20 protein-coding genes are annotated in these 22,416 nt (G+C 62.2%); 10 read left to right on the top strand and 10 right to left on the bottom strand.

Features of this window, described 5'->3' with window-relative positions; genetic code table 11:
* Position 1: 1 nt before the first annotated feature.
* Positions 2 to 916: a GGDEF domain-containing protein gene (locus tag AB3G88_RS15310; RefSeq protein ID WP_112195758.1), complete on the bottom strand. Its 915-nt coding sequence runs from the start codon at positions 914 to 916 to the stop codon at positions 2 to 4.
* Positions 917 to 1,332: 416 nt separating this feature from the next.
* Here AB3G88_RS15310 and AB3G88_RS15305 point away from each other — a divergent pair, with 416 nt between their 5' ends.
* The 5 genes from AB3G88_RS15305 (at position 1,333) to AB3G88_RS15285 (ending at position 7,819) form a co-directional block, all read left to right on the top strand.
* Positions 1,333 to 3,846 carry a TonB-dependent receptor gene (locus tag AB3G88_RS15305; protein WP_480450511.1) on the top strand — a complete coding sequence of 838 codons (2,514 nt, stop codon included), beginning with the start codon at positions 1,333 to 1,335 and terminating at the stop codon, positions 3,844 to 3,846.
* Positions 3,847 to 3,989: 143 nt separating this feature from the next.
* Positions 3,990 to 5,855, top strand: a complete 1,866-nt coding sequence (locus AB3G88_RS15300; protein WP_480450509.1) for a phytase — start codon at positions 3,990 to 3,992, stop codon at positions 5,853 to 5,855.
* A gap of 46 nt (positions 5,856 to 5,901) precedes the next feature.
* Positions 5,902 to 6,594 (top strand): protein TolQ, encoded by a 693-nt coding sequence (gene tolQ / locus AB3G88_RS15295; protein WP_099586881.1) that lies wholly within the window; start codon positions 5,902 to 5,904, stop codon positions 6,592 to 6,594.
* A 14-nt stretch (positions 6,595 to 6,608) separates the two neighbouring features.
* Positions 6,609 to 7,055 carry a protein TolR gene (tolR, locus tag AB3G88_RS15290; protein ID WP_112195752.1) on the top strand — a complete coding sequence of 149 codons (447 nt, stop codon included), beginning with the start codon at positions 6,609 to 6,611 and terminating at the stop codon, positions 7,053 to 7,055.
* Complete coding sequence (locus AB3G88_RS15285; RefSeq protein ID WP_480450505.1) at positions 7,052 to 7,819, top strand: TonB family protein; 768 nt, start codon at positions 7,052 to 7,054, stop codon at positions 7,817 to 7,819. The genes tolR and AB3G88_RS15285 overlap by 4 nt, the downstream gene beginning before the upstream one ends.
* 21 nt (positions 7,820 to 7,840) lie before the next feature.
* Here AB3G88_RS15285 and AB3G88_RS15280 read toward each other — a convergent pair whose 3' ends face one another.
* From AB3G88_RS15280 to AB3G88_RS15255, 6 genes are all read right to left on the bottom strand, one after another.
* Positions 7,841 to 8,788, bottom strand: a complete 948-nt coding sequence (locus AB3G88_RS15280) for a D-isomer specific 2-hydroxyacid dehydrogenase family protein (RefSeq protein WP_480450503.1) — start codon at positions 8,786 to 8,788, stop codon at positions 7,841 to 7,843.
* Positions 8,785 to 9,963: an acyl-CoA dehydrogenase family protein gene (locus tag AB3G88_RS15275; RefSeq protein WP_480450501.1), complete on the bottom strand. Its 1,179-nt coding sequence runs from the start codon at positions 9,961 to 9,963 to the stop codon at positions 8,785 to 8,787. Before AB3G88_RS15275 ends, AB3G88_RS15280 begins: the two co-directional genes overlap by 4 nt.
* A complete protein-coding gene (locus AB3G88_RS15270; protein ID WP_480450499.1) occupies positions 9,960 to 11,303 on the bottom strand; it encodes an LLM class flavin-dependent oxidoreductase in 1,344 nt (447 codons plus the stop codon). The genes AB3G88_RS15275 and AB3G88_RS15270 overlap by 4 nt, the downstream gene beginning before the upstream one ends.
* A gap of 11 nt (positions 11,304 to 11,314) precedes the next feature.
* A complete protein-coding gene (locus tag AB3G88_RS15265) occupies positions 11,315 to 12,289 on the bottom strand; it encodes an ABC transporter substrate-binding protein (RefSeq protein WP_480450497.1) in 975 nt (324 codons plus the stop codon).
* Positions 12,290 to 12,632: 343 nt separating this feature from the next.
* Positions 12,633 to 14,216: a rhodanese-related sulfurtransferase gene (locus tag AB3G88_RS15260; protein ID WP_480450495.1), complete on the bottom strand. Its 1,584-nt coding sequence runs from the start codon at positions 14,214 to 14,216 to the stop codon at positions 12,633 to 12,635.
* Complete coding sequence (locus AB3G88_RS15255) at positions 14,213 to 14,824, bottom strand: cysteine dioxygenase family protein (protein WP_099586871.1); 612 nt, start codon at positions 14,822 to 14,824, stop codon at positions 14,213 to 14,215. The genes AB3G88_RS15260 and AB3G88_RS15255 overlap by 4 nt, the downstream gene beginning before the upstream one ends.
* A gap of 213 nt (positions 14,825 to 15,037) precedes the next feature.
* Here AB3G88_RS15255 and AB3G88_RS15250 point away from each other — a divergent pair, with 213 nt between their 5' ends.
* Both AB3G88_RS15250 and AB3G88_RS15245 read left to right on the top strand, forming a co-directional pair.
* A complete protein-coding gene (locus AB3G88_RS15250) occupies positions 15,038 to 15,943 on the top strand; it encodes a LysR family transcriptional regulator (protein ID WP_099586870.1) in 906 nt (301 codons plus the stop codon).
* A 107-nt stretch (positions 15,944 to 16,050) separates the two neighbouring features.
* Positions 16,051 to 16,845 (top strand): class II aldolase/adducin family protein, encoded by a 795-nt coding sequence (locus tag AB3G88_RS15245; RefSeq protein ID WP_250925810.1) that lies wholly within the window; start codon positions 16,051 to 16,053, stop codon positions 16,843 to 16,845.
* A gap of 68 nt (positions 16,846 to 16,913) precedes the next feature.
* On the opposite strand, the gene AB3G88_RS15240 is transcribed toward AB3G88_RS15245, so the two are convergent.
* Positions 16,914 to 17,996, bottom strand: coding sequence for an LLM class flavin-dependent oxidoreductase (locus AB3G88_RS15240; protein ID WP_099586868.1), 1,083 nt, complete (start codon positions 17,994 to 17,996; stop codon positions 16,914 to 16,916).
* 255 nt (positions 17,997 to 18,251) lie between these two features.
* Between AB3G88_RS15240 and AB3G88_RS15235 the strand changes: the two genes are divergently transcribed.
* On the top strand, positions 18,252 to 18,875 hold the full coding sequence (locus tag AB3G88_RS15235) for a hypothetical protein (protein WP_099586867.1): 624 nt from the start codon (positions 18,252 to 18,254) through the stop codon (positions 18,873 to 18,875).
* On the opposite strand, the gene AB3G88_RS15230 is transcribed toward AB3G88_RS15235, so the two are convergent.
* Together AB3G88_RS15230 and AB3G88_RS15225 are read right to left on the bottom strand one after the other, a co-directional pair.
* Positions 18,827 to 19,159, bottom strand: coding sequence for a hypothetical protein (locus AB3G88_RS15230; protein ID WP_099586866.1), 333 nt, complete (start codon positions 19,157 to 19,159; stop codon positions 18,827 to 18,829). The genes AB3G88_RS15235 and AB3G88_RS15230 overlap by 49 nt on opposite strands.
* Positions 19,156 to 19,464: a phosphomannomutase gene (locus tag AB3G88_RS15225; RefSeq protein WP_244643475.1), complete on the bottom strand. Its 309-nt coding sequence runs from the start codon at positions 19,462 to 19,464 to the stop codon at positions 19,156 to 19,158. Before AB3G88_RS15225 ends, AB3G88_RS15230 begins: the two co-directional genes overlap by 4 nt.
* Positions 19,465 to 19,695: 231 nt before the next feature.
* Here AB3G88_RS15225 and AB3G88_RS15220 point away from each other — a divergent pair, with 231 nt between their 5' ends.
* Positions 19,696 to 20,136 (top strand): low molecular weight protein-tyrosine-phosphatase, encoded by a 441-nt coding sequence (locus AB3G88_RS15220; protein ID WP_178075424.1) that lies wholly within the window; start codon positions 19,696 to 19,698, stop codon positions 20,134 to 20,136.
* Between the two features lie 42 nt (positions 20,137 to 20,178).
* Positions 20,179 to 22,398 carry a polysaccharide biosynthesis tyrosine autokinase gene (locus AB3G88_RS15215; RefSeq protein ID WP_480450490.1) on the top strand — a complete coding sequence of 740 codons (2,220 nt, stop codon included), beginning with the start codon at positions 20,179 to 20,181 and terminating at the stop codon, positions 22,396 to 22,398.
* Positions 22,399 to 22,416: the final 18 nt, after the last annotated feature.

Genomic DNA, 22,416 nt, shown 5'->3' with positions numbered 1-22,416 from the left:
CTCAGGCGCTTTTCGCGAGAGGCTGCTTGGCCCTGGCCAGCGCCAGGTTCAGGCGCTTGAGCAGGTCCTGGGGCGGCTCGTCGAGGGCCATCACCACCGCCGTCGTCGCGCACAATTGCAGGCGTTCGCCCTGTTGCCGGGTCTTGTGGGCGAGGCCACGCACGGCGTGCTGCAACTCCAGGGCAAGTTCCTTGGCCTGGCGTTCGCCGGTATTGGGCAGCAGCACCACAAAGCGGTCGCCGGCCAGTCGACACAGCAAATCCTGACGACGCAGGTTGAGCAACAACAGATGGCTGAGGGCCTGGAGCACCGCGTCGCCCTCGGCATGCCCATAGGCCTGGTTGATGGCGGCGAAGTGATCCAGGTCCAACGCCAGCAACGACAGCGGTTGCTGCTGTTCGCGGCTGTCCTGCAGGCTGTCGGCGAGTTGGCGCTTGAGGTAATCGGCGCCGGCCAGGGGCGTGAGCTTGTCGAACAGGCGATGTTCGCGGAACAGCCGTTCGCGTTTTTCCATCTGCGCGCTGATTGCCAGTTGTTCGCGGTGCCAATGGTAGATGCCGATGGTCAGCAGGATCATGCCCACCGGCATCGGCCCGGATTCGAGCCAGTGGTCCCAGGTGATGCTGTCGGGCAGGCGGATGAACTCGTCAAGGCTGTCGATCCACCACGAGAAAAAGATGCACGACAGCCCCAACGCCAGGTAATTGGTGACGCGCCCGGCGGGCCGGCTTTTGAGCACCAGGCCCAGCCACACCAGGGCGAGCAGGGCGGAACCGCCTTCGCCGATGATGTCCAGCCAAACCCACTCGCTGACGCTTTTCAATTCGCCACAGGCCAGGTGCAGGATCAGCCCGAGGTTGGCGGCGATCAGCAGCAAGGCGAGTTTCCAGCGGTGGGGTTTGAGCACGGAAAACATGGCCGCGAGTCCTTGGGGAAATAAGCGATGGGCGCCAGCACAGCAGATGGATGTGACGGTTGCGTGACGGTGGAGGAGGGTCGAATCAGCTCATCTCACCTGCGCCGCAAATTGAAAAATGTGGGAGGGGGCTTGCTGTGGTGAGGGGGCTTGCCCCCCGACGGGTTCACTGAGGATCCTCTGGGTCTGCTTCGCAGACCAGCGCGGGGCAAGCCCGCTCACCACAGCAAGCCCCCTCCCACATTTGAACTCCACAGGTCATTTCAGCTCATTCCAAGTCGAGAGCCCGGTGAAACCCCCGGTTTACGGGCCCCGCAGCCAACCCCTGTCACAGAACCGTCATCCCCCACCCCTAGCTTGCCCTCCCAGTTGCCGGGCCACTTGCCTGGCGCCAACGGATTCTTGGGGAGGATTTCATGTACAAGCGCACCGGGCTCGTCAGCTTCACGCTCACCGCCTTGGCCCTGGCGATTGCCAGCGAACGGTTGAGTGCCGCCGAGGCCACCACCACCGAGCACGTTGAAGTGGTCGGCCAGGCCGCCGCCATTGATCAGGCGCTCAAAGAGCAGCGCAGCTCTGACAGCATCAAGAGCGTGGTGCATGCCGATGGCGTGGCCCAGTTGCCGGATGAAAACGTCGCCGAAGCGGTACAGCGTTTGCCTGGTATCAGCGTCGAGCGCGACCAGGGCGAAGGCCGTTTTGTCAGCGTGCGTGGCCTTGGCCCGGACCTCAACAGCGTAACCATCAACGGCACCCTCGTGCCCGCCCCGGAAAGCGCACGCCGCGCCGTGGCCCTCGATGTATTGCCGTCGGAACTGGTGCAATCGCTGTCGGTGATCAAGACCCTCACCCCGGACATGGACGCCAACTCCCTCGGCGGCACCGTCGATGTGCAAAGCCTGTCGGCCTTCGACCATAAAGGCCTGTTCTACACCGGCAGCACCGAAGCCAGCTACGACAAGAATACGAGCCAGACCAGCCCCAAATTTTCCGGTGCCGCGAGCAATCGCTTCAGCCTCGGCGACGGCATCGACAACTTCGGCGTCGCTGCGGCCCTGAGCTGGCAGAAGCGCGACTTCGGCTCGGACAACGTCGAAACCGGCGGCGCCTGGGACTTCACCGACGGCGCCAAACTCAACGAGTTTGAACAGCGCGACTACGACATCAGCCGCGAACGCGCCGGCGGTGGCCTGAACTTCGACTACAAGCCCGATGATCTGAGTAGCTACTACCTGCGCACCCTCTACAGCCGCTACAAGGACACCGAGACCCGCAACTCCACCAGCCTCGAATTTGCCGACCCCCAGGCCGCCGGTGAACTGGGCGATGCCGAAGCCAAGCGCAAGCTCAAGAACCGGGAGGAAACCCAGGAAATCCAGTCCTACGTGTTTGGTGGCGAGCGCATGCTTGGCCTATGGACCCTCAGCGGCCAGGCCGGCTACAGCCAGTCCAGCGAAGACAGCCCGGCGCATATCGCCGGGGCCACGTTCGACGGCGGCGACTTTGCCAACAGCGGGTTCTACGACAAGGACAAGCCACGCCCGATCATCGGTGCCGGCTTCTATGACCCCAGCAACTTCACTCTCGACAAGGTCGACTGGGAAAAACAGAACACCAAGGACACCGAGAAAAACCTGCGCCTGGACCTGGCCCGCGACTACGACCTGAGCGGCTACGCCTCCCAGGTCAAATTCGGCGGCAAGGTCAGCCGCCGTAACAAGGACAACGATCTGGAGGCCTGGGTCTACAAGGACTTCGACACCCTCGGCTACACCGCCGACCAGCTCAACCTGACCCAGTTCCAGAAGGGCAGCGTCGACTATCGCCTCGGTAACTACGGCCCCGGCATCAGCGCCAGCAGCATCAAGCAGTTGATCGGCAGCCTCAACGCGGCGGACTTCTATGACGAGACCGAATCCAGGGTCAACGACTTCACCATTCGTGAAGACATCAACGCCGGCTACCTGATGAACACCATCGATATCGACGACTGGCGCTTTATCGCCGGGCTGCGCTACGAGGGCACCGAGTTCGAAGCCAAGGGCACCGGCGCCACCGATGGCGTGTTCACTGCCACCGAGACCAAGCGCCAATACCACCACTGGTTGCCGGGCCTACATGCGCGCTACCAGATCGACAAGAACACCCAGGTGCGTGCGGCGTGGACCAAATCCGTGGTGCGCCCGACCTTCGGCCAACTGGCGCCGGGCTTTGTGATCGACGATGACGAAGCCACCTTCGGCAACCCGGACCTCAAGCCCCTGGAGTCGAGCAACCTGGACCTGGGCATCGAGCACTTCATGGGCCGCGCCGGCACCGTGTCGGCGTTCGTGTTCTACAAAGACATCAAGAACTTCGTCTACAACACCGACGTGGCCGGCACCGGCGCCTGGGCCAACTTCTCCGAGGCCCACACCTATGCCAACGGCGACAGCGCCAAGCTCTACGGCCTGGAACTGGCCTATTCGCAGAAATTCGACTGGCTGCCCGCGCCGTGGAACGGTCTGCTGATCGGTGCCAACAGCACCTTCAGCCGTTCCAGTGCGGATATCGAAGGCTTCGACGCCGCCAGCGGCACGAATCGCAAACGCAACATCAGCCTGCCCAATCAGTCGGACACCGTCGGCAACCTGATGCTCGGCTGGGAAGACGACAAACTCAGCCTGCGCCTGTCGGCCAACTACAAGTCGGCCTACCTCTATGAGTTGGCCTCGATCAACGACAAAGCCCACGACCTGCATGTGGATGCGCAGACCTTCGTCGATTTCAGTGCGCGTTACTCGCTGACCAAGAACCTGCAAGTCAGCTTCGAGGCCCAGAACCTCACGGACGAGTCGTACTTCGTCTACACCGGCCACCGCAGCTACAACGGCCAGTACGAAGAGTACGGCCCGACCTACAAAGTGGGCCTGACCTTTACCCACTTTTGAATTCAACCACTTTCCAAATGTGGGAGGGGGCTTGCCCCCGATAGCGGTGGATCAGTGAAAGATTGATCAACTGACACACCCTCATCGGGGGCAAGCCCCCTCCCACATTGGATCTCCACTGTTTTCGAAGGATTTGCTTGTTCATGAGAATTTCCAAGCTGTACTTGCTGATCGCCCTGATCACCAGCGGCACTGCATTCGCCACCGATCTGGCCCTGAGCTCCTGGGCGCCGTCCTTGAACGCCGAAGCCGTGGCCTTCCTGCCCACTGGCGCCGAACGCCTGGCCGCCAGCACCCGCGACGGTCTGCAACTGCTCGACGCCAAAGGCGCTGAACTGACCCGCTTCACAGGCAACTTCAGCAGCCTCGATACCCGCGCTGGCGGTGCCCAAATCCTGGTCGCCAGTCTCGACAATGATCGGCAACAAGCGCTGTTGATCAACCTCGATCCCGCCAGCAAGACCTGGGGCAAGCCGCTGTACCTGCCGCCCCGCGATTACCCGGTGAACGGCCTGTGCCTGTACCGCGATTCGGCGGCCAACCTGTTTGTGTTTCTGGTCGGCGAAGAGGGCAAGGGCGAGCAATGGCTGGTGGGCAATGGCTCGACACTGCTGACCGAACCCCAGCGCGTGCGCGGGATCCCGTTGCCGCCGTCGGCGCAGTTCTGCCAGGTCGATGACGCTTCCAATCAGTTGGTGGTGAATGAAGAAAATGTCGGCTGGTGGGCCTACCCCGCGCACCCGGAAGCAGACGTGAAACGCACGCCGGTGGCCGTGTTCGACGATCCGAAGCGTGAAGCCGGCGCCATCGCACTGGTGCCGGGCGGCCTGGTTGCGTTGGACCCGAAAACCGCACAGCTGCATCTGTTCCAACAGACCGGCGAACGTTGGGTCGAGCAATCGAGCCTGCGCCTGCCAGGTTTGAAAGAACCGGAGCAATTGAGCGTCAACGGCCAGCAACTGCTGGTACGCGACGACGACAGCGGCAAGCTCTACCAGGGCAAACTCAACTGGCAGGCCAAACCGGTAGCAGCCGAGCCGGCGCTGCCGCAAGTCGCCGCCGTGCGTCAAACCGACCCGGTCGGCCGCCAGGGCGATGCGGCGGATGACCCGGCGATCTGGATTCACCCCGAGCAACCGTCGAAAAGCCGCGTGCTCGGCACCAACAAAAAACAGGGCCTGCTGGCTTACGACCTCGACGGCAAGCTGTTGCAGGAACTGGCAGTCGGGCGCCTGAACAACGTCGATGTGCGCCCCAACTTCAAGCTGGGCGCGCAGACCGTCGACCTCGCCGTCGCCAGCAATCGTGATCACAACAGCCTCAGCCTGTTCAGCATCGACCGCCAGAGCGGCGAGTTGCGCGAGGCCGGTGAAGTGCCCACGCCGCTCAAGGACATCTACGGCATCTGCCTGTACCAGCCCGCCAGCGGCGAGATCTATGCCATCGCCAACGGCAAGGACGGCACCTTCCTGCAATACCTTCTCAGCGCCCCGGACGGCCGCGTGCAGGGTGAGTTGGTGCGCCAGTTCAAGGTCGACAGCCAACCCGAAGGCTGTGTGGCCGACGATCAGCGCCAGCGCCTGTTTATTGGTGAGGAGGACGTGGGCGTCTGGGCGGTGGACGCCCGCGCTGATCAACCGGCCACGCTCACCAGCGTGATCAAGGTCGGCCCGCAACTGCATGCGGATGTCGAAGGCCTGGCGCTGTACCAGAGCGATAAACGCGACTACCTGGTGATCTCCAGCCAAGGCAACGACAGCTACCTGGTGGTGGATGCCGAGCCGCCATTCGCCATTCACGGCGGGTTTCGTGTCGGTCTGAATGCCGCCGCCGGTATTGACGGCGCCTCGGAAACCGATGGCCTTGAAGTCACCGCGACCAACCTTGGCGGGCCGTGGAGCCAAGGCATGCTGGTGGTGCAGGACGGGCGCAAGCGCATGCCCGAGCAAACCCAGAACTTCAAATTCGTGCCGTGGGCCGACGTGACCCGCGCGCTGAAGTTGCCGTGAACCGTCATCACCCGGTCATCACTTTTTAATCGAATAGGACATCACCATGCACGCGACGATGGAACATATGACGATCTGGGGCCTTATCAGTGACGCCAGCCTGTTGGTCAAGGCGGTCATGATCACTTTACTGCTGGCGTCGCTGCTCAGTTGGTACCTGATCATCCAGCGCGGCAGCGTCCTGCGCCGCCTGGAGCGCCAGTTGAACGGCTTTGTGCAGCGCTTTCGCGCGGCCCCCGACTTACAACCGCTGTACCGCGAAACCGTGCAGGCAGGCGAGGGCGGGATTGCGCCGATCTTTATCGCCGGCGTCCAGGAATACCAGCACCTGCACAGCCATGACCCGGCGGTGCTCGAAGGGGTTGAGCGTGCCTTGCAGGTGGCGATCACCGAGCAGGAAATCGAGTTGGAAAAGGGCCTGCAGTTTCTCGCGACCGTGGGTTCGGTCAGCCCGTATATCGGTTTGTTTGGCACCGTGTGGGGGATCATGAATTCCTTTATCGGCTTGTCCCAGGTGCAACAGGCCACGCTGTCGACGGTGGCGCCGGGTATTGCCGAAGCGCTGATCGCCACGGCCATCGGCCTGTTTGCAGCCATCCCGGCGGTGATCGCCTACAACCGCTTCGCCGCACGCGGCCAGACCTTGCTCACCCGCTACTACGCCTTCGGCAACGAGCTGCAAGTGCGCCTGCACCGTACCCTGCGCGGCGCCCCGATCAACCTGGCCGTAGCGGCCTGAACAGGAGCATCCCCATGTTAGTCAGGCCGCAACGCAAACACGGGCCCAAGGCCGAAATGAACGTGGTGCCGTACATCGACGTGATGCTGGTGCTGCTGGTGATCTTCATGGTGACCGCGCCGATGCTGACCCAGGGCGTGAAGATCGACCTGCCCAAGGTCGCCGCCGAGGCGCTGGCCACCGATACCCGCCAGCAGATCCTGACGCTGTCGGTAAAAGCCGACGGCGGCTACTACTGGAACCTCGGCGGCGAGCTCGACACCCGCCACCAGACCGACAGCGCCGTGAGCCTGGACGAAATGGGCGCCAAGGTCATGCAGGTGGTAGCGGCGCGCAGTGACACCCAGGTGTATATCCGCGCCGACGACAATGCCGGCTACGGCAGTGTGGTCGCTGCCATGGCGGTGTTGCAAAAAGGCGGTGTGAGCAACCTGGGGTTGGTGACCGAGGCCCCGCAATGACGGCGATGATCATGCACAGTCCACAGCTTGCGATGGAACCCAGGGATACGTCCGGCGTGTGGCGCAACAGCTTCGCCGCCAGCCTGGCGGTGGCGCTGCACGCGGGCGTGCTGGCGGCGTTGATGGTGGGTTGGTCGACGCAAAAGCCGCTGGTGGAGGCGCCTCGGGTGATGCACACCCAGTTGGTCATGCTGCCGCCTGCGCTTGCGCCGGTGCCAGAACCGGTGGCCGTTGCACCCGCGCCGCCGGAGCCGGTAGTGGTCCCGGCGCCGGTCAAGCCTGCGGTGGACCCACAAATCCAGGCAAAAAAGCTGGAGAAAGCCGCCTTGGCGCGTAAACGTGTCGAAGAAAAGAAGGTCGAGCAACAACAGGAACGCCTGGCGACCGAGCAACGCAACCGCGAGCTGGAACAGCAACGCGTGGCCCAGGAGCGCCAGGCCGCCGAAAAAGCCCGCGTCGCAACACCCACCCCAGCAGCGGCACCGGCTTTTGACAGCCGCCAATACCAGCCCCTGAGCAAGGAAGCACCGGACTACCCCGAGCGCGCCCTGGACAAGAACATCGAAGGCGATTGCACCCTGGAGTACAGCGTCAACACCCAGGGCCGCGTGGAAAATCCCAGGGTACTGGACGGCTGCCATCCGTTGTTCATGCGGCCGTCACTGACGGCGGCGAACACCTTCCGCTATCAGCCAAGGATCGTTGATGGCAAGGCTGTTGCGGTACCGGCGGTGCGCAACACATTCCACTACCGCATCAAATAACACCAACATTTTTAAACTGCGTCAGGCGTTAACGAGATTTGCCAGTTCGGTACCCGAAATGTAGCGCTCCAGATTCGCCAAAAACATATCGGCAATTTCATTGCGGCTGTTGGTCGAAATCGCCGACGTATGCGGCGACAACCTCACCCTTGGATGGCTGTACAACGGGTGACCATCCGGCAACGGTTCCGGCTCGGTCACGTCCAGCGATGCCAGGCCGATCTGCCCGTTGTCCAGTGCTTCCAGCAGCGCCGCCTGATCAAGCAGGCCACCCCGCGCAATGTTGATTAAATGCAGCCCCGGCTTGGCGCTGCCCAACACGTCGCGGTCGACGATGTTGCGCGTCGCATCGGTCAGCGGCGCCGCCAGCACCAGGTGGTCGGCGCGGGCGAACAGGTCGTGGATGTCCCTTGCCGCTTCAATCCCGTCGATCCCGAACGGCGTCGGGCTCTGGCGCAGCGCCACCACGTTGATCCCCAATGCGTGGGCCTTCTGCGCCAGGCCTTCACCAATCGCACCAAAGCCGAGGATGCCCAAAGTGGTGCCCTTGAGTGGACGCAGCGCGGTGAAATTCCACTGTGAGTCTTTCACCCAGATGTCCGGCAAGTGCTTGGACGCGGCAAAGATCGCCGCCAGGGCGAACTCGGCGAGGTTGTCGGCGGCGCTGCCACGGGAGGTCGTCACCGGCGGGCCATTGAACAGCCACTGCGGGTAGAAATCGATCCCCGACGACACCAGGTGCACCCATTTCGCGGCGTACGGCCAGCCTGGGGGCGGGGTGTCCGGGGCGGTGTAGCCGCGCACATTGATCGGGCGCAGCAGCAGAATGTTCGCGTGGGGCGGCAGGTCGCTGGGGACGCCGATGGGGACGTCGATCACCTGGGCCTCGGGGTGCAGCGGCGCCAGGCGTTCACGGATCACTTGATTGAAATCTTCGCCCAGTTGGCTGGCGATAATCACCTGAGTCATGTGCGTTCCTTCTGGCGTTGGGCGAACACGGCCTTGCCGACACCTTGCAGCACGGCGTCGTTCTGCGGGGTGTGGACGCGGCTGCACAGCACGTCGCGGTAGTGCCGTTGCAGGGGGCTGTTGCGTGACAGGCCGGGGTTGCCCGAGGCTTCGATGGCCAGCTCTACCGCACGGATGGCGTTGTTGGTGACCAGGTACTTCAACTGTGCGGCATTGGCCGCCGGGGTGTTGCCGTCGGCGGCGGCGTCGAGCAGGCTGCGGTTGGCAAACAGCAGGGTGTCGATATGCCCGACGGTTTCCTGGAAGCGCGGCAAGGTCGACAACGCCGCGCCGAGGTTGGAGGGCTGGCGCGCTTGCAGCCAATTCACCAGCCAGTCCCGCGCGGCCTGGGCCACGGCGTCGTACACCGAGGACAGCAACACCGCCATCCACAGGAATCCGTCGGCGTCCAGCTCCGGCTGCGGTGCGCTCCAGGGGCTGACACTGACGGCGTGGTCCAGCGGCACCAGCACGTTGTCGAGTACCACTTCGTGGCTGCAGGTGGCACGCATGCCCAGGTGATCCCAGGTGTCGATAATGGTCACGCCGGGGCTGGCCTTGGGCACCAGCCACGCGCCCACCAGCGGGTCGGCGTCATCACTGCGCGCCCACACGCTGAACCAGCTCAGGCCGTGGCTGCCGGTGGAGTAGAGCTTGCGCCCGCTGATGCGCCAGCCTTCGGCGGTGCGCACGGCGGTGGTCGCCGGCAGGCCGCCACGGGCCGGGGTACCGAGGTCGGGCTCGACGCGCAGGGCGTTGATCAGCGCGCCGTTGCGCACCGCGTCTTCGGCGACTTTCACACGCAGATGCGGGGGCCAGGTTTTGCTGTCTTGCAGGCGTGTGTGTTGCAGGTATTGCATCACCAGGATCAGCGCAGTGGACGGCTCGCCCTTGGCAATCGCACTAATCGCCTTGCGCGCCTGGGCCAGGCTGGCACCGCCGCCGCCCAGGGCCTTGGGCACGGTGAGGGCGACCAGGCCGTGTTCCTGCAATCGTTGGAAGTTGGCGTGGGGGAAGGCGCCGCTGTCGTCGTACTGCGGCGCAGTACTGGCCAGCTCGGTGGTGAGGCGTTCGAGCAGGGCTTCGAAGTTGGCGACTTCCACGGAGCGTAGGCGACCGTTGAGGGATTCGCTCATGCCAGCGCCTCTTGCGGTTCTTCCACCTCGACGCTGTAACGGTTGGCCGGCACGTCCAGGCTCAGGTTGTCGCGCAGGGTGTGGCCGCTGTACTCGGTGCGGAACAGCCCGCGCTGTTGCAGCACCGGTACCACCAGCTCGGTGAAGAACTGCAAGCCATCCGGCAGCACCGAGTTGACGATGAAGCCATCGCTGGCGCCGGTCTCGAACCAGGTCTGGATCGCATCGGCGACCTGCTCCGGGGTGCCGACAAAATCCCGCTTGGGCCGCGAGAAGCGCAGGGCCACTTCGCGCAGGGTCAAGCCCTCGTCGCGGGCCAGTTGCTTGATGCGGTCGGAGCCGCCTTTCTGGCTGTTGGACCCCAGGTCGCCGAGTTCCGGGAAGGGCTCGTCGAGCGGGTATTGACTGAAATCGTGGTCGTTGAACGGACGACCGAGGGCGACGATGGCGTCTTCCACGGTGACCAGGTCCACGGCTTGCTGGTAGCGGCTTTCCACTTCGGCGGCATCGCGCCCGACAATCGGGCGGATGCCCGGCAGGATCGAGAGGCTGTCGGCATCGCGGCCAAAGCCTTTGGCCCGGCGCTTGAGGTCCTGGGAGTAGGCCAGACCTTCTTCCATGCTTTCCACATGCACAAAGATCGCATCGGCATGTTCGGCGGCGAAGTTACGCCCGTCTTCCGAGGTGCCGGCCTGGAAAATCGCCGGCTGGCCCTGGCGTGAACGCGCAATGTTGAGCGGCCCCTTGACCGAGAAAAACTCGCCCTTGTGGTTCAGCGCATGCAGCTTGTCCGGGCTGAAAAACTCGCCGCTTTGCTTGTTGTAGGCAAAGGCATCGTCCTCCCAGGAGTCCCACAGGCCCTTGACCACGTTCAGGTGTTCCTTGGCGATGCGGTAGCGCACGGCATGCGGCGGATGCTCGGCCTTGCCGAAGTTGTCGGCGGTGCCGCTGAGCCACGAGGTGACCACGTTCCAGCCGGCGCGACCGCCGCTGATATGGTCCAGGGACGCAAACTGACGCGCCACTTGGTAGGGCTCGGTGTAGCTGACGGTCACCGTGGCGACCAGGCCGATATGGGTGGTCAGGGCCGCGAGGGCTGAAAGGATCGTCAGCGGCTCGAAACGGTTGAGGTAATGGGGGCTGGATTTGGCGTGGATATGCAGGCTGTCGGCGATGAACACGAAGTCGAATCTGGCGGCTTCGGCCAGTTCAGTCTGCTGCTTGTAGAAGCCGAAATCGGTACTGGCATTCGGTAGGGCCTGCGGGTGGCGCCATTCGCCCCAGCCGTGACCGACACCGTGGACCATTGCTCCCAATTTCAAATGACGTGGCTTGCTCATGTTCTGCTCCTTCAGCGCGAGGCTTGGTTGTTGGGGGCACGCTTGGCGTTAAAGCTCTTGTCGAAGCCCTGGGACACGTCGATGTGTTTGGTCAGCAGGCCTTCTTTTTGATAGGTGTCGGCGGTGGCTTGCAGGCCACTGATCACGCTGTCATCGATCAACACCGGGCTCAGGCGGGTTTCCTTGGCCACGGCCACATGCACCGCCAGTGGCAGGCCGGTGATTTTGGTCTGGGCGGCGGCGTATTCGTCGGGGTGCGTATTGGCCCAGGCGTAGGCGCGGTCGACACGGGCGACAAAGTCGTCGAGTTGTGTGCGTTTGTCGGCGATGGCCTGGCTGGTCGCCGCGAGATACAGGTGGTTGCTCAGCAGCGTGTTGCCGCTGGCGATGATTCGCGCCTGGCTTTGGGAGGTGACCACCGTGGTGTAGGGGTCCCAGGTCGCCCAGGCGTCAGCGGTGCCGTTGTCCAGCACCAGGCGCGATTCGGCAGGCAGCAGGAAGATGAACTGCACATCCTGGCTGGTCAGGCCGGCAGTCGCCAATGCCTTGATCGCCAGGTAATGCCCGATGGAACCGCGGCCGGTGACGATTTTCTTGCCCTTGAGGTCGGCTGCCGTCTTGATCGGCGAATCCTTGGGCACCAGCAGTGCGGTGGTATTGCGCCCTTCGGCGTGGATGATGCTGACCACTTTGAGCGACGCCCCGGCACCCAGCGCGAACACATAGGGCGCGTCGCCCAAGGCCCCGATATCCACCGCGCCGGCATTCAGGGCTTCGCCGAGGGGCGAGGCGGACGGGAACTCCGACCACTGGATGGTGTAGGGCACGTCTTTGGTTTCGCCGGAGGCTTCGAGCAGGGCCTTGATCGTCGATTTTTGATTGGCCACCCGCAGTGGTTGCAGGTCGGCGGCGTGGGCGGTGGCGGCGAGGCCAAGGGCCAGGGCGGTGCTCAGGAGCAGGTGTTTGAAAGGGTTGGTAAAGACCATGGGATGCTGGCTCCAGGCAGATCGTGAAAGGGTTCGGTTACCTCCGCCTGGAGAAGGGGTCGGTGAGGACTTCACGTTATTCCCATAAGAACCTGCTGTGAAAGTCTTTTTGGTTATATGTTAATTATTAAAATAATTGATTATGTATTGATTGATTATTCTCTAATTGCATTTGATTTCGGCCTCCCGGAATACGCCGCAGATTGCTCAAGGTAGATACGGTCCATGTGGGAGGGGGCTTGCCCCCGATAACGGTGTGTCAATATCAGATGGACTGACTGACACGCCGCAATCGGGGGCAAGCCCCCTCCCACAGAGACCTGTGCTGGACTTGGAAAAGTGATCAGATCACATAGAACCCATGCGTACCGTCGCGGGCCAGTTGGTCCACCAGCCCAAACTCCCAATCCAGATACGCCTGCATGGCTTCCTTGGGGTTGTCGGTGCCTTCATAGGGGCGGCGGTAGCGGTCGATGCGCGGGGAGGCCAGGTGGGTTTCGCCTTCTTCCAGGGGCAGTTGCGCGTTGATCCAGCCCGCGGTGCCGTCTTGCAGCAGGAACACTTGCCTGCCGGTAATGGCTTCGACTTCGGCCACCGCCAGGCGCGCCAGTTGGCTGCTGCCGCAGGTCAGCACATAGCGCTCGGCGGTCGGTACTTTTGCGAGGGCGTCGGGCAGTTGTGCACGCAGGGCCCACCAGGCGCCGGGGATGTGGTGTTTGACGTAGTTGGCGCTGGCGGTGAAGTCCAGCACCAGGGTGTCGCCGTGGGCCAGCCAGTCGGCGAGGGTGTGGGGGCTGATCAGTTCGGCCTGGGGCGGCGTGGGCACCGGGGCGACCCAGGCGCCTTTTTCGCTGAAGTGCGCCGTCTGCAGGTCGTCCAGTACGTGCACCTCCCAGCCCAGTTGGGCAAGCCAGGACGCGGACATATTGGCGCGCACGCCGTCGTCATCGGCCAGCACCAGCCGTGCGCCACGCACACTGGCCACGTGATCGGTTTCCTGGACCAATTGGCCGCCCGGCGTGGAGCGGGCGCCGGGCAGGTGGCCGGCGTCGAATTCTTCCGGGGTGCGCACATCGAACAGGTAGGTGGTGCGGCTCGGCTCCTGCTGCCAGCGTTGCAGGTCGCCGAGGGTGGCGCGGCCGACGCGGGCCTTGTCGGCGACGCGGCGGGCGTCCTGGGCAGCGATGTGGCGGTGTTCTTCCGACGTCGGCGCAAAGCGGCGCGACTGGTCATGGGCGAGCTTCTGACCGGCCAGGGTCCAGCCGATGGTGCCGTTGCGCAGCGCCGACACCGGGTTGGCCACGCCCGCGTTGATCAGCGACTGGGTGCCGATGATGCTGCGGGTGCGCCCGGCGCAGTTGACGATGATGCGCGTGGCCGGGTCCGGCGCCAGTTCACGGGCGCGCAGCACCAGTTCGGCACCGGGCACGCTGATGCTGGTGGGGATGCTCATGGTCTGGTATTCGTCGAAACGGCGGGCGTCGAGCACCACCACGTCGGCCTGGCTGTCGAGCAGGGCCTGCACTTCTTCGGCGGCCAGGGACGGCGTGTGCCGCTCACTCTCTACCAACTCGCCAAAGGCCTTGCTCGGCACGTTCACGTCGATAAACAACTCGCCGCCGGCGCTGCGCCAACCGTCGAGGCCGCCGTCGAGCAGGCTGACCTGGGTGTAGCCCAATGCAGCCAGGCGCTCGGCGGCGCGCACAGCCAGCCCTTCACCGTTGTCGTAGACGGTGACCTGGGTATCGCGCCGTGGGATGCGCGCAAACACCTCCAGTTCCAGTTTGGACAGCGGGATATTCGCGGCGAACAACGGGTGGGATTCAGCAAACGGCGCTTCTTCGCGCACGTCGATCAGGGCGACTTCTGCATGGTCCAACAGGGCCTGGCGAATCTGCGCGAAACTGCGGGTCGGTACGGTGCTCATAGGGCAGGGCTCTTTTCTTTGGACAAATCCCAGATGTTCGGGAGGTAGGCGTTGGAATAACCGGAGATAAACAGTTTCTCGCTGCCGTCAGGCTGGTACACCGCGCGGCGTACCGCGCCGATATTGGCGCCGTACACGTGAATGCTGATGGACACTTGGTCACTGTGGGCGTTGCTCACCTGATGGATATCGCCGACCTTGGGCGACACCGCCTCGACCTGGCCTGGCACCAGCTCAATGGGCTTGCCTTCGGCGACCAGGCTACCGTCGGGGGCGCGTTCAAAACCTTGGGAAAATTCCGCGCCGCGCAACATGCCGATCAGCCCCCATACCCGGTGGTCATGAATCGGCGTGGTTTGCCCCGGTCCCCATACAAAACTGACAATGCTGAAGCGCTGGCGCGAATCGGCATGCAGCAGGAACTGCTGGTAGCGCTCCGGGTTGGGTTGGGCGAATTCATCGGGGAGCCAGTCATCATGGCTGACCAGTTGCGCGAGCAGCTTGCCGCCACGGTGCAGCAGGTCACCTTCACGGGGATTGCCGTCGATCAGTTCCGCCAGGGCGCCAATAAAGGCTCTGAGTCTCTCGGGGTGTCGGGCCTGGGTCATGACAATTCCATCAGTCGGTGTTGATGGGTTTATCTAAGCATAATGTTTATAGTTAATATGCTATTTTTTAATGATTAGCTTATAGCTGAAGGTAATTTAGAACCGGTCTGAATAGCGTTAGACGTTATCGATCACAGCCTGGGCTATTCAGATAACGTTCCTGCAACTATGCTTCGCACACATCTTAATGACTGTTCTCTATGTGCGGCCCAAATGAAAATTGACGATATCGATGCCTTTGTCGAAGTGATTCGTTGCCAGTCCATCAGCCATGCCGCCGAGTCGTTGCAACTGACCCAGCCGGCCATTACCCGCCGCGTGCAGAACTTCGAGCAGGCGCTGGGGGTGGAGCTGTTCGACCGCAACACCAAACCCCTCAAGCCGACGCTGATCGGCACCCGCGTGTATGAACAATGCCGGTTGATCCTGCGCGAGATGGATGCGTTGCGTGAACTGGTCGCCACCGACGCTCCCCCCACTGGCGTACTGCGCCTGGGCGTACCGCAGACCATCGGCGATGTAGTGCTGCTGGACGCGCTGAAGCTGCTGCGCAGCGAGTACCCCGAGCTGCGCGCCCAGGTCGCGACCGGCTGGGGCAGCCAGTTGGTTGGCAAGATCGAACGCGGCGAGCTGGATGCGGCGGCGGCGTTGTTCCCGGCGGGCAAGATATTCCCGGACAACATCGTTGGCGAGTCCATCGGCAAGATGGAACTGGTGGTGGTGTGCGCCAAGGCGCAGTTGCCGAAGAAGCCGTGCAAGCTGGCGGATGTGTACCAGAATGGTTGGATCCTCAATCCGGACGGCTGCGGGTTCCGCGCTGGCCTGCAGCGCACCTTGTCTGACCAGGGCTTGGCGCTGCGGGTCAACCTGGAGACGTTCGGCACCGAGTTGCAATTGGGATTGGTCGCCGATGGGTTGGGCTTGGGCCTGGTGCCGCGCCCGCTGCTGGAACGCAGTGCGCACCGTGAGCAACTGGCGGTGATGCCGCTCAAGGACTTCAAGCCGGTGATGGATTTGTGGCTGATCTATCCGCACTTCCTGGGCAACCTGCAGGGGCCGGTGGATGCGTTTGGCAAGTGGGTGGCTGCGTCGTTGCACAAGATTCGAGACGCCGCTTGATATGAAAAAAAATAATAATTAGCTTAGATTAAAATGTGCTTTTTATTATTTTTGAGCATCCCCTAGGCTTGCCTGGAAGTCTTTAAGGCCATCCAGGAAGTTTTGCCATGAGCAGCGTCACCTCGATTTCCAGCGTTTCCAACAACGTTCGTCAACGCGTCACGCCAGAAGAGTGGGAAGTGCGTGTCAAACTGGCCGCCGCCTACCGCCTGGCGGCCTTGTACAAGTGGACTGACCATATCTACACCCACTTCTCCGCCCGTGTACCGGGCCCGGAGGAGCATTTCCTGATCAATGCCTTTGGCCTGTTGTTCGATGAAATCAACGCTTCCAACCTGGTCAAGGTCGACCTCGACGGCACCATCGTCGACGATCCCACCGGCCTCGGTATCAACTACGCCGGTTACGTGATCCACAGCGCCATCCACGGCGCACGCCATGATCTGCAAGCGGTGCTGCACACTCATACCCGCGACGGTATTGCGGTGTCGGCGCAGAAGGACGGCTTGTTGCCGATTTCCCAGCACTCCATCGCCTTTTCCGGGCGTGTGGCGTACCACGGCTACGAAGGCATCGCCCTCGACCTGGACGAGCGCGAGCGGCTGGTGGCGGATTTGGGCGACAAGAGTGTGATGATCCTGCGTAACCATGGGCTGTTGACGGCGGGCATCAGCGTCGAACATGCCTTCCAGCAACTGCAAGGGTTGGAGCGCGCGTGCAATATCCAGATTGCGGCGCAGGCGGCGGGGAATGCGGAGTTGGTCTTGCCGCCACAGGAGGTGGTGGCGAAGGTGGAAGAGCAGGCCAAGGCGCATAGCAGCGGTGAAGGGCCGGGCGTGGCGCGGCATTGGAATGCATTGATTCGGCAGTTGGAGCGTACGGATACCGACTACAAGAACTGATCCCGAGCCAAATGAAGAATGTGGGAGGGGGCAAGCCTCCTCCCACATTGGTTTTGTAGTGTTCCTGCTTACGCGACCTGTTTGGCCTGTTCGCGTTCAGCAATCAGTTGGCGGGTGAGGGGGATCAATTGCTTGCCGTACTCAATCGCATCATTGAGCGGATCAAACCCACGGATCAGGAACGTGGTGATACCCAGGTCGTAATAATCCACTAACGCTTCTGCCACCTGTTCGGCGGTGCCCACCAACGACGTGGAGTTACCCTGCGCGCCCAGCAACCCCGCAATGCCTGTCCACAAACGCTTATCCAACCTTGAGCCTTGCGCCGCTGCCGCGAGCAACCGGCGCGAGCCTTCATTCGGCGGTTCGCGGCGTACAAAACCGTTCTGTTCGGCCAGTGCCGTGGCTTGCTGCAAGATACTGTCAGCACGCGCCCACGCCAGTTCTTCGGTCTCGGCGAGGATCGGTCGCAGCGACAGGCTGAAGCGAATCGTGCGCCCATGCTTGGCCGCTTCGGCCCGAACCTGGGTCACGGTCTCGCGCACTTGCTCGTAGGTTTCGCCCCACAGTGCGTACACGTCGGCATGCTTGCCGGCCACTTCAATCGCGGCCTTGGAAGAACCCCCAAAGTACAGCGGAATATGCGGCTGCTGTGGCGACTTCACGCTGGAGTGCGCGCCTTCGACCTGATAGTAGGTGCCGGCGAAATCGAAGGGCTGTTCGCGGGTCCATTCCTGGCGCACCACGCTCAGGTACTCGTCGGTGCGTGCGTAGCGTTCGTCCTTGCCAATGTGGCTGCCATCGGCGCGCAGTTCGCGGTCGTCGCCACCGGTGATGATATGCACGGCGGTGCGCCCGCCGTTGAACACATCCAGGGTGGCGAACTGGCGCGCTGCGAGGGTGGGCTGGGCGAAACCGGGGCGGTGGGCGATCAGGAATTGCAGCTTTTCAGTGACGCTGGCCGCATGGGAGGCGATCAGCGTGCTGTCCGGGCTGTTGGAATGGAAGGCCACCAGAGCGCGGTCGAAACCGGCCTCTTCGTGGGCGCGGGCCACGGTTTCCACGTAGTCCGGTTGCAGTGTCGGACCGCTGCGTGGGTGGATTTCGGATGCATGGTGGCCGCCGATATAGCCGATGAATTCGATGCTCATGGTCTGTCCTTGTCGAGTAGGGAGTGTGTACCTCCGCCGGGCAGGGGGTCGGTCATGCTCGTCCAAGGTAGGGGGCGCGACAGCCGCTGTAAAATGCCGTTTAGTTCTATCCTAATTATTAAAATTCAGAATCATAGGGTTGTTATTTGATCAGTAAATTGCATTTTATGCTTGATGCTGACGGTAGATAACGTTGTGTTTTGCGTGGGGCTGAGGTCTGATGGGCGCCGAAAATGGCTCCTCCAGGGTTAGGCAATGATGCGGGCAGAACTGGCGCAATTTGGCGGCATTACCGTCATGATTCCGGCCGCAGTGGTGATTGCTGTCTGGCTGAGGTATTCCACCCCTTGGGCATTGCGGGCCTGGATAATAACGGTGGGTGTTACTTACTCCATAGTCGCGGCCAGCAAGTTGCTGTTTAAAGGCTGGGGATTGTCCGCGCAGCCTTTGGACATTGCCGTTATAAGTGGCCATGCGATGAACACGTGCCTGATGGTGACAGTGGCCACGAGTTTATGGGTGCGCCAATTAAATGTTGGATGGCGTTGGCCGGCGGCGTTAGTGGGGTTAACCCTGAGTCTGGGCTTTAGTGCTTATTGTGTAGCGCCTTACATACATCCTCTGAATGAGGCCCTTGCCGGCGCCATGCTGGGTTCAACAGCCGCCCTTGCGTTTCTTTGGCGCATTGACGCGGCGAACATCAAGCTTTCCCCAGGGCTTATGGGCGGTGGCCTGATGTTTTTATTGGCGTGCGCGCTGGTGCCCAAGTACAACGCCGAGTTGCTGCTCAACCGCGTCGCCGTGAGCCTGTCAGGTGCTGAGCAAGCCCATCAGGAACCGGCCTGGCGCCTGGGAGCGGCGCACACCAAGGCCGAGTAGCTCGCCAGGTCCAGGGCCAGGTTGCTGTCTACCATCAGTTCCAGCAATACGGTCTGCGCGTTGAAACACTGTGCATCGCCCCGACGCTTCGCGCCCTGCATTTGCTTGAACAGCGTGTGAGTAATTTGCAGGGGAGAGCTGCCTTGCAGCTGGTCCAGCCAGTGGCCAATCGCCCGGGTGTTCTGCTGGTACTGTGCGCCGGCTGGCGGCTCCACAAACCCCTGGAACATGCCGGTCAGTTTTCTCAGGGCATATCCACGGCGCAGCCCGCCCAACAGGCTCATGACCGCTCCTCGGTGCCGGAGATATTCGCCAGCAGCTCGGCGGTCTTGACCTGCATGAACTGGCTGTCGCCACGGCTTTCCACGCACAGGCACACCGATAGCGCATTGCTGACCTGCAACTTGAAGCGCCAGTCGGCGAAGACCATCGACAAGCCCGCGCCCGACTCATCGCTGGCCAGGGAATGGCTGGCATACAACACCTGCATGCGCTCGACGACACGGGTCGAGTTATTCACCTCGACGTGAATATTCCCCGAAGAAGGAAATAGGCCAATACGCTCTACCAATAACTTTGACGTGTTCATGGCCGCCCCTTGGTTGGTGCATTAAAACCGCACTTTATTATGCAAGGGTGAAAAAGTACTGGAATGTTATTTTTAGTCCGATAGTGCGTGTGTTGTTATTTTTTGTCCTGCGCGATAGATGGTCTCTAGTTGCAGCCTGTGGTCATAATTGGCCGGTCGTTAGTTGTTTGTTATTTAAATAAGGTCGTCCCTTTTGCCGATAAACAAATGTGCGGTGCGTGGGAGGTTGCCTTGTTCAAAAATATATTGATTGTGTGTATCGGCAACATCTGCCGCAGCCCGACGGCAGAACACTTGCTGGGCGCCGCGCTGAGCCCCTGCGGAATTCAGGTGCGTTCGGCCGGCCTGGCTGCGTTGCGTGACCATCCGCTGGAGCCTACCGCCGGGCAAGTGCTGCTGGAGCACGGGCATATTCCCCAAGCGCACAAGGCGCGGCAACTCAACGTCGAGGCCGTCAGCGAGGCCGACCTGATCCTGGTTATGGAACAGCGGCACATCGACGGGGTGCTCAATCTCGCTCCCGAGGCGCGGGGCAAAGTGTTCCTGCTGGGCAAGTGGCAGCAGAACCTTGAGATCACCGACCCCTATCGCCAGGGCAAGCCTGCCTTTGTTCAGGCCTATGCATTGATCGAACAGGCCGTGCAGGCCTGGGCCCGGCGCCTGGCGCGCTGACGCTCCCTCTTTAAAACGATTGCAAGGACGAAGACGCGATTTATGTATTCACCCCAGAACGCTTCCGCTGACAGCCCCCAACGTGACGAGATCGATGTACTCGGCATGCTCGGCACCCTGCTTGATCACAAATGGCTGATCGCCGGGATCACCGGCACTTGCATGGTGATCGGCGCGACCTACGCGATTCTGGCGGCGCCGGTGTACCAGGCGAATGCGTTGATCCAGGTGGAGCCAAAGAAGAACGACATGCTCGGTTTCTCCGACGTCAGCAGCCTGCTGGGCAAGGAATCGCCGGCGGTGACCGAGATCGAACTGATCAAGTCGCGCACCATCATCGGCAAGACTGTCGACACCCTGGCGCTGGACATCACCGTCACACCCCAGCGTTTCCCGCTGATCGGCGGTTTCCTTGCGCGACGGTATGCGCCGGAACACAAGGGTGATATTGCGCCGCCGCTGTTCGGCTTCAGTCGCTGGTCGGTGGGGGGCGAGCAACTGGCGCTGACCACGCTTAATCTGCCGGCCGCATTGCTCGGCACTTCTCTGCTGCTGGTGGCCGGTGAGGCCCAGCGCTACAGCCTGTTTGATGAGGATGACCGGGAGATCGCATCGGGCCGCGTCGGCGAGGCGTTTTCCGGCGGCGGCGTGGAGGTCCTGATCAAGGAACTGCGGGCCAACCCCGGTGCGCATTTCAAGATTGTGCGCAAACCGCGCCTGGATGCGGTGGCCGACTATCAGGACTTGCTCACCGTGATCGAACGCGGCAAGGAGTCGGGCATCATCAGCCTGTCCCTGGAGAGCACGCGCCCGGCCCTGGCGATTCGCACCCTCACTGAAATTTCCAACCTCTATGTGAAGCAGAACGTCGACCGTACCTCGGCCGAGGCGGCGCAGAGCCTGTCGTTCCTCAACGATCAGTTGCCCCAGGTACGCCGTGATCTGGAGAAGGCCGAAAACGCGCTGAACCGCTTCCAGACTCGCAGCAAGTCCATCGACATCAGCCTGGAAGCCAAGGCCGTGCTCGACCAAGTGGTGGCCCTGGACACCGGCATCTCCGAACTCAAGCTGCAACAGGCCGAGATGGACCGCAAGTTCACGCCGCAGCACCCGGCCTATCGAGCCTTGATCGCCAAGTTGGCTGAACTCAACGCCAAGCAGGCGCAGATGACCAAGCGGGTCGAAGGCCTGCCCAGCACCCAGCAGGAATTGCTCAGCCTGACCCGCGACGTGCAGGTCGGTACCGAGATCTACACGCAGTTGCTCAATCGCTCCCAGGAACTGGACGTGATGCGCGCCGGCACCGTGGGCAACGTGCGCTTGATTGACAGTGCCGATGCCAATATCAGCAAGCCGGTGGAACCGCGCAAAGTGATCGTGGTGCTGCTGGCGATGCTGCTCGGCGGCATGCTTTCCATAGGCCTGGTGCTGGTGCGCAGCCTGCTCAACCGGGGGCTCGAAAGCCCGGATGACATCGAGAAACTCGGCTTGCCGGTGTACGCGTCGATTCCCTTCAGCCTGCTGCAAAAGGCAGAGGAAGCCAATGCGGCCAAGCGCCATTCAGACGCGCCGTCGTTGCTGGCGGTCAACCATCCCCATGATCTGGTGATGGAGGCGATGCGCAGCCTGCGCACCAGCCTGCACTTCGCCATGCTTGAAGCGAAGAACAACCGCCTGATGATCACCGGCCCCAGCCCCGAAGTGGGCAAGACCTTTGTCTCGGCGAACCTGGCGGCCATCGTGGCGCAGTCGGGCCAGCGGGTGCTGTTGATCGATGCCGATATGCGCAAGGGCTACTTGCACAAGGTGCTCGGCCAGATGGTGGAAGCAGGATTGTCCGACCTGCTGGTCAAGCGTTGCGAGCTTCAGGATGCGATCCAGCCCACTGCCGTGGAGCGTTTCGACTTCATCGGCCGTGGGCAAATCCCGCCGAACCCGTCCGAGTTGCTGATGCACCCCAATTTTGCCGCGCTGTTGGCCGACGTCAGCGAGCGCTACGACCTGGTGATCATCGACACGCCGCCGCTGCTGGCGGTGACCGACGCCGCAATTATCGGGCGCCAGGCCGGGACCAGTCTGTTGGTGACGCGGTTCGGGGTGAACTCGGCGAAGGAAATCGAGCTGACCCTGCGCCGTTTCTATCAAAACGGCGTCGAGCTCAAGGGCGCTATTTTCAACGGCGTGGAAAAGCGTCGTTCCGCCAGCTACGGCTATGGCGACTACGGCTACTACAGCTACGCCTACCAGTCCGACAAGGCCTGATGCCGATGAACAAGGCGC

The organism is Pseudomonas arvensis, from assembly GCF_056688935.1.
The sequence above is the reverse complement of the archived record's forward strand: the minus strand, read 5'-3'. Positions and strand labels throughout refer to the sequence as shown.

Excerpts from the sequence above, each read along its gene's own strand:
- AB3G88_RS15215 (WP_480450490.1), top strand. The coding sequence starts at position 20,179 with ATGTATTCACCCCAGAACGCTTCCGCTGACAGCCCCCAACGTGACGAG.
- AB3G88_RS15225 (WP_244643475.1), bottom strand. The coding sequence starts at position 19,464 with ATGAACACGTCAAAGTTATTGGTAGAGCGTATTGGCCTATTTCCTTCT.
- AB3G88_RS15300 (WP_480450509.1), top strand. The coding sequence starts at position 3,990 with ATGAGAATTTCCAAGCTGTACTTGCTGATCGCCCTGATCACCAGCGGC.
- AB3G88_RS15245 (WP_250925810.1), top strand. The coding sequence starts at position 16,051 with ATGAGCAGCGTCACCTCGATTTCCAGCGTTTCCAACAACGTTCGTCAA.
- AB3G88_RS15255 (WP_099586871.1), bottom strand. The coding sequence starts at position 14,824 with ATGACCCAGGCCCGACACCCCGAGAGACTCAGAGCCTTTATTGGCGCC.
- AB3G88_RS15280 (WP_480450503.1), bottom strand. The coding sequence starts at position 8,788 with ATGACTCAGGTGATTATCGCCAGCCAACTGGGCGAAGATTTCAATCAA.
- AB3G88_RS15260 (WP_480450495.1), bottom strand. The coding sequence starts at position 14,216 with ATGAGCACCGTACCGACCCGCAGTTTCGCGCAGATTCGCCAGGCCCTG.
- AB3G88_RS15285 (WP_480450505.1), top strand. The coding sequence starts at position 7,052 with ATGACGGCGATGATCATGCACAGTCCACAGCTTGCGATGGAACCCAGG.
- AB3G88_RS15230 (WP_099586866.1), bottom strand. The coding sequence starts at position 19,159 with ATGAGCCTGTTGGGCGGGCTGCGCCGTGGATATGCCCTGAGAAAACTG.
- AB3G88_RS15240 (WP_099586868.1), bottom strand. The coding sequence starts at position 17,996 with ATGAGCATCGAATTCATCGGCTATATCGGCGGCCACCATGCATCCGAA.
- AB3G88_RS15310 (WP_112195758.1), bottom strand. The coding sequence starts at position 916 with ATGTTTTCCGTGCTCAAACCCCACCGCTGGAAACTCGCCTTGCTGCTG.
- AB3G88_RS15275 (WP_480450501.1), bottom strand. The coding sequence starts at position 9,963 with ATGAGCGAATCCCTCAACGGTCGCCTACGCTCCGTGGAAGTCGCCAAC.
- AB3G88_RS15270 (WP_480450499.1), bottom strand. The coding sequence starts at position 11,303 with ATGAGCAAGCCACGTCATTTGAAATTGGGAGCAATGGTCCACGGTGTC.
- AB3G88_RS15305 (WP_480450511.1), top strand. The coding sequence starts at position 1,333 with ATGTACAAGCGCACCGGGCTCGTCAGCTTCACGCTCACCGCCTTGGCC.
- AB3G88_RS15265 (WP_480450497.1), bottom strand. The coding sequence starts at position 12,289 with ATGGTCTTTACCAACCCTTTCAAACACCTGCTCCTGAGCACCGCCCTG.
- tolR (WP_112195752.1), top strand. The coding sequence starts at position 6,609 with ATGTTAGTCAGGCCGCAACGCAAACACGGGCCCAAGGCCGAAATGAAC.
- AB3G88_RS15250 (WP_099586870.1), top strand. The coding sequence starts at position 15,038 with ATGAAAATTGACGATATCGATGCCTTTGTCGAAGTGATTCGTTGCCAG.
- tolQ (WP_099586881.1), top strand. The coding sequence starts at position 5,902 with ATGCACGCGACGATGGAACATATGACGATCTGGGGCCTTATCAGTGAC.
- AB3G88_RS15235 (WP_099586867.1), top strand. The coding sequence starts at position 18,252 with ATGATGCGGGCAGAACTGGCGCAATTTGGCGGCATTACCGTCATGATT.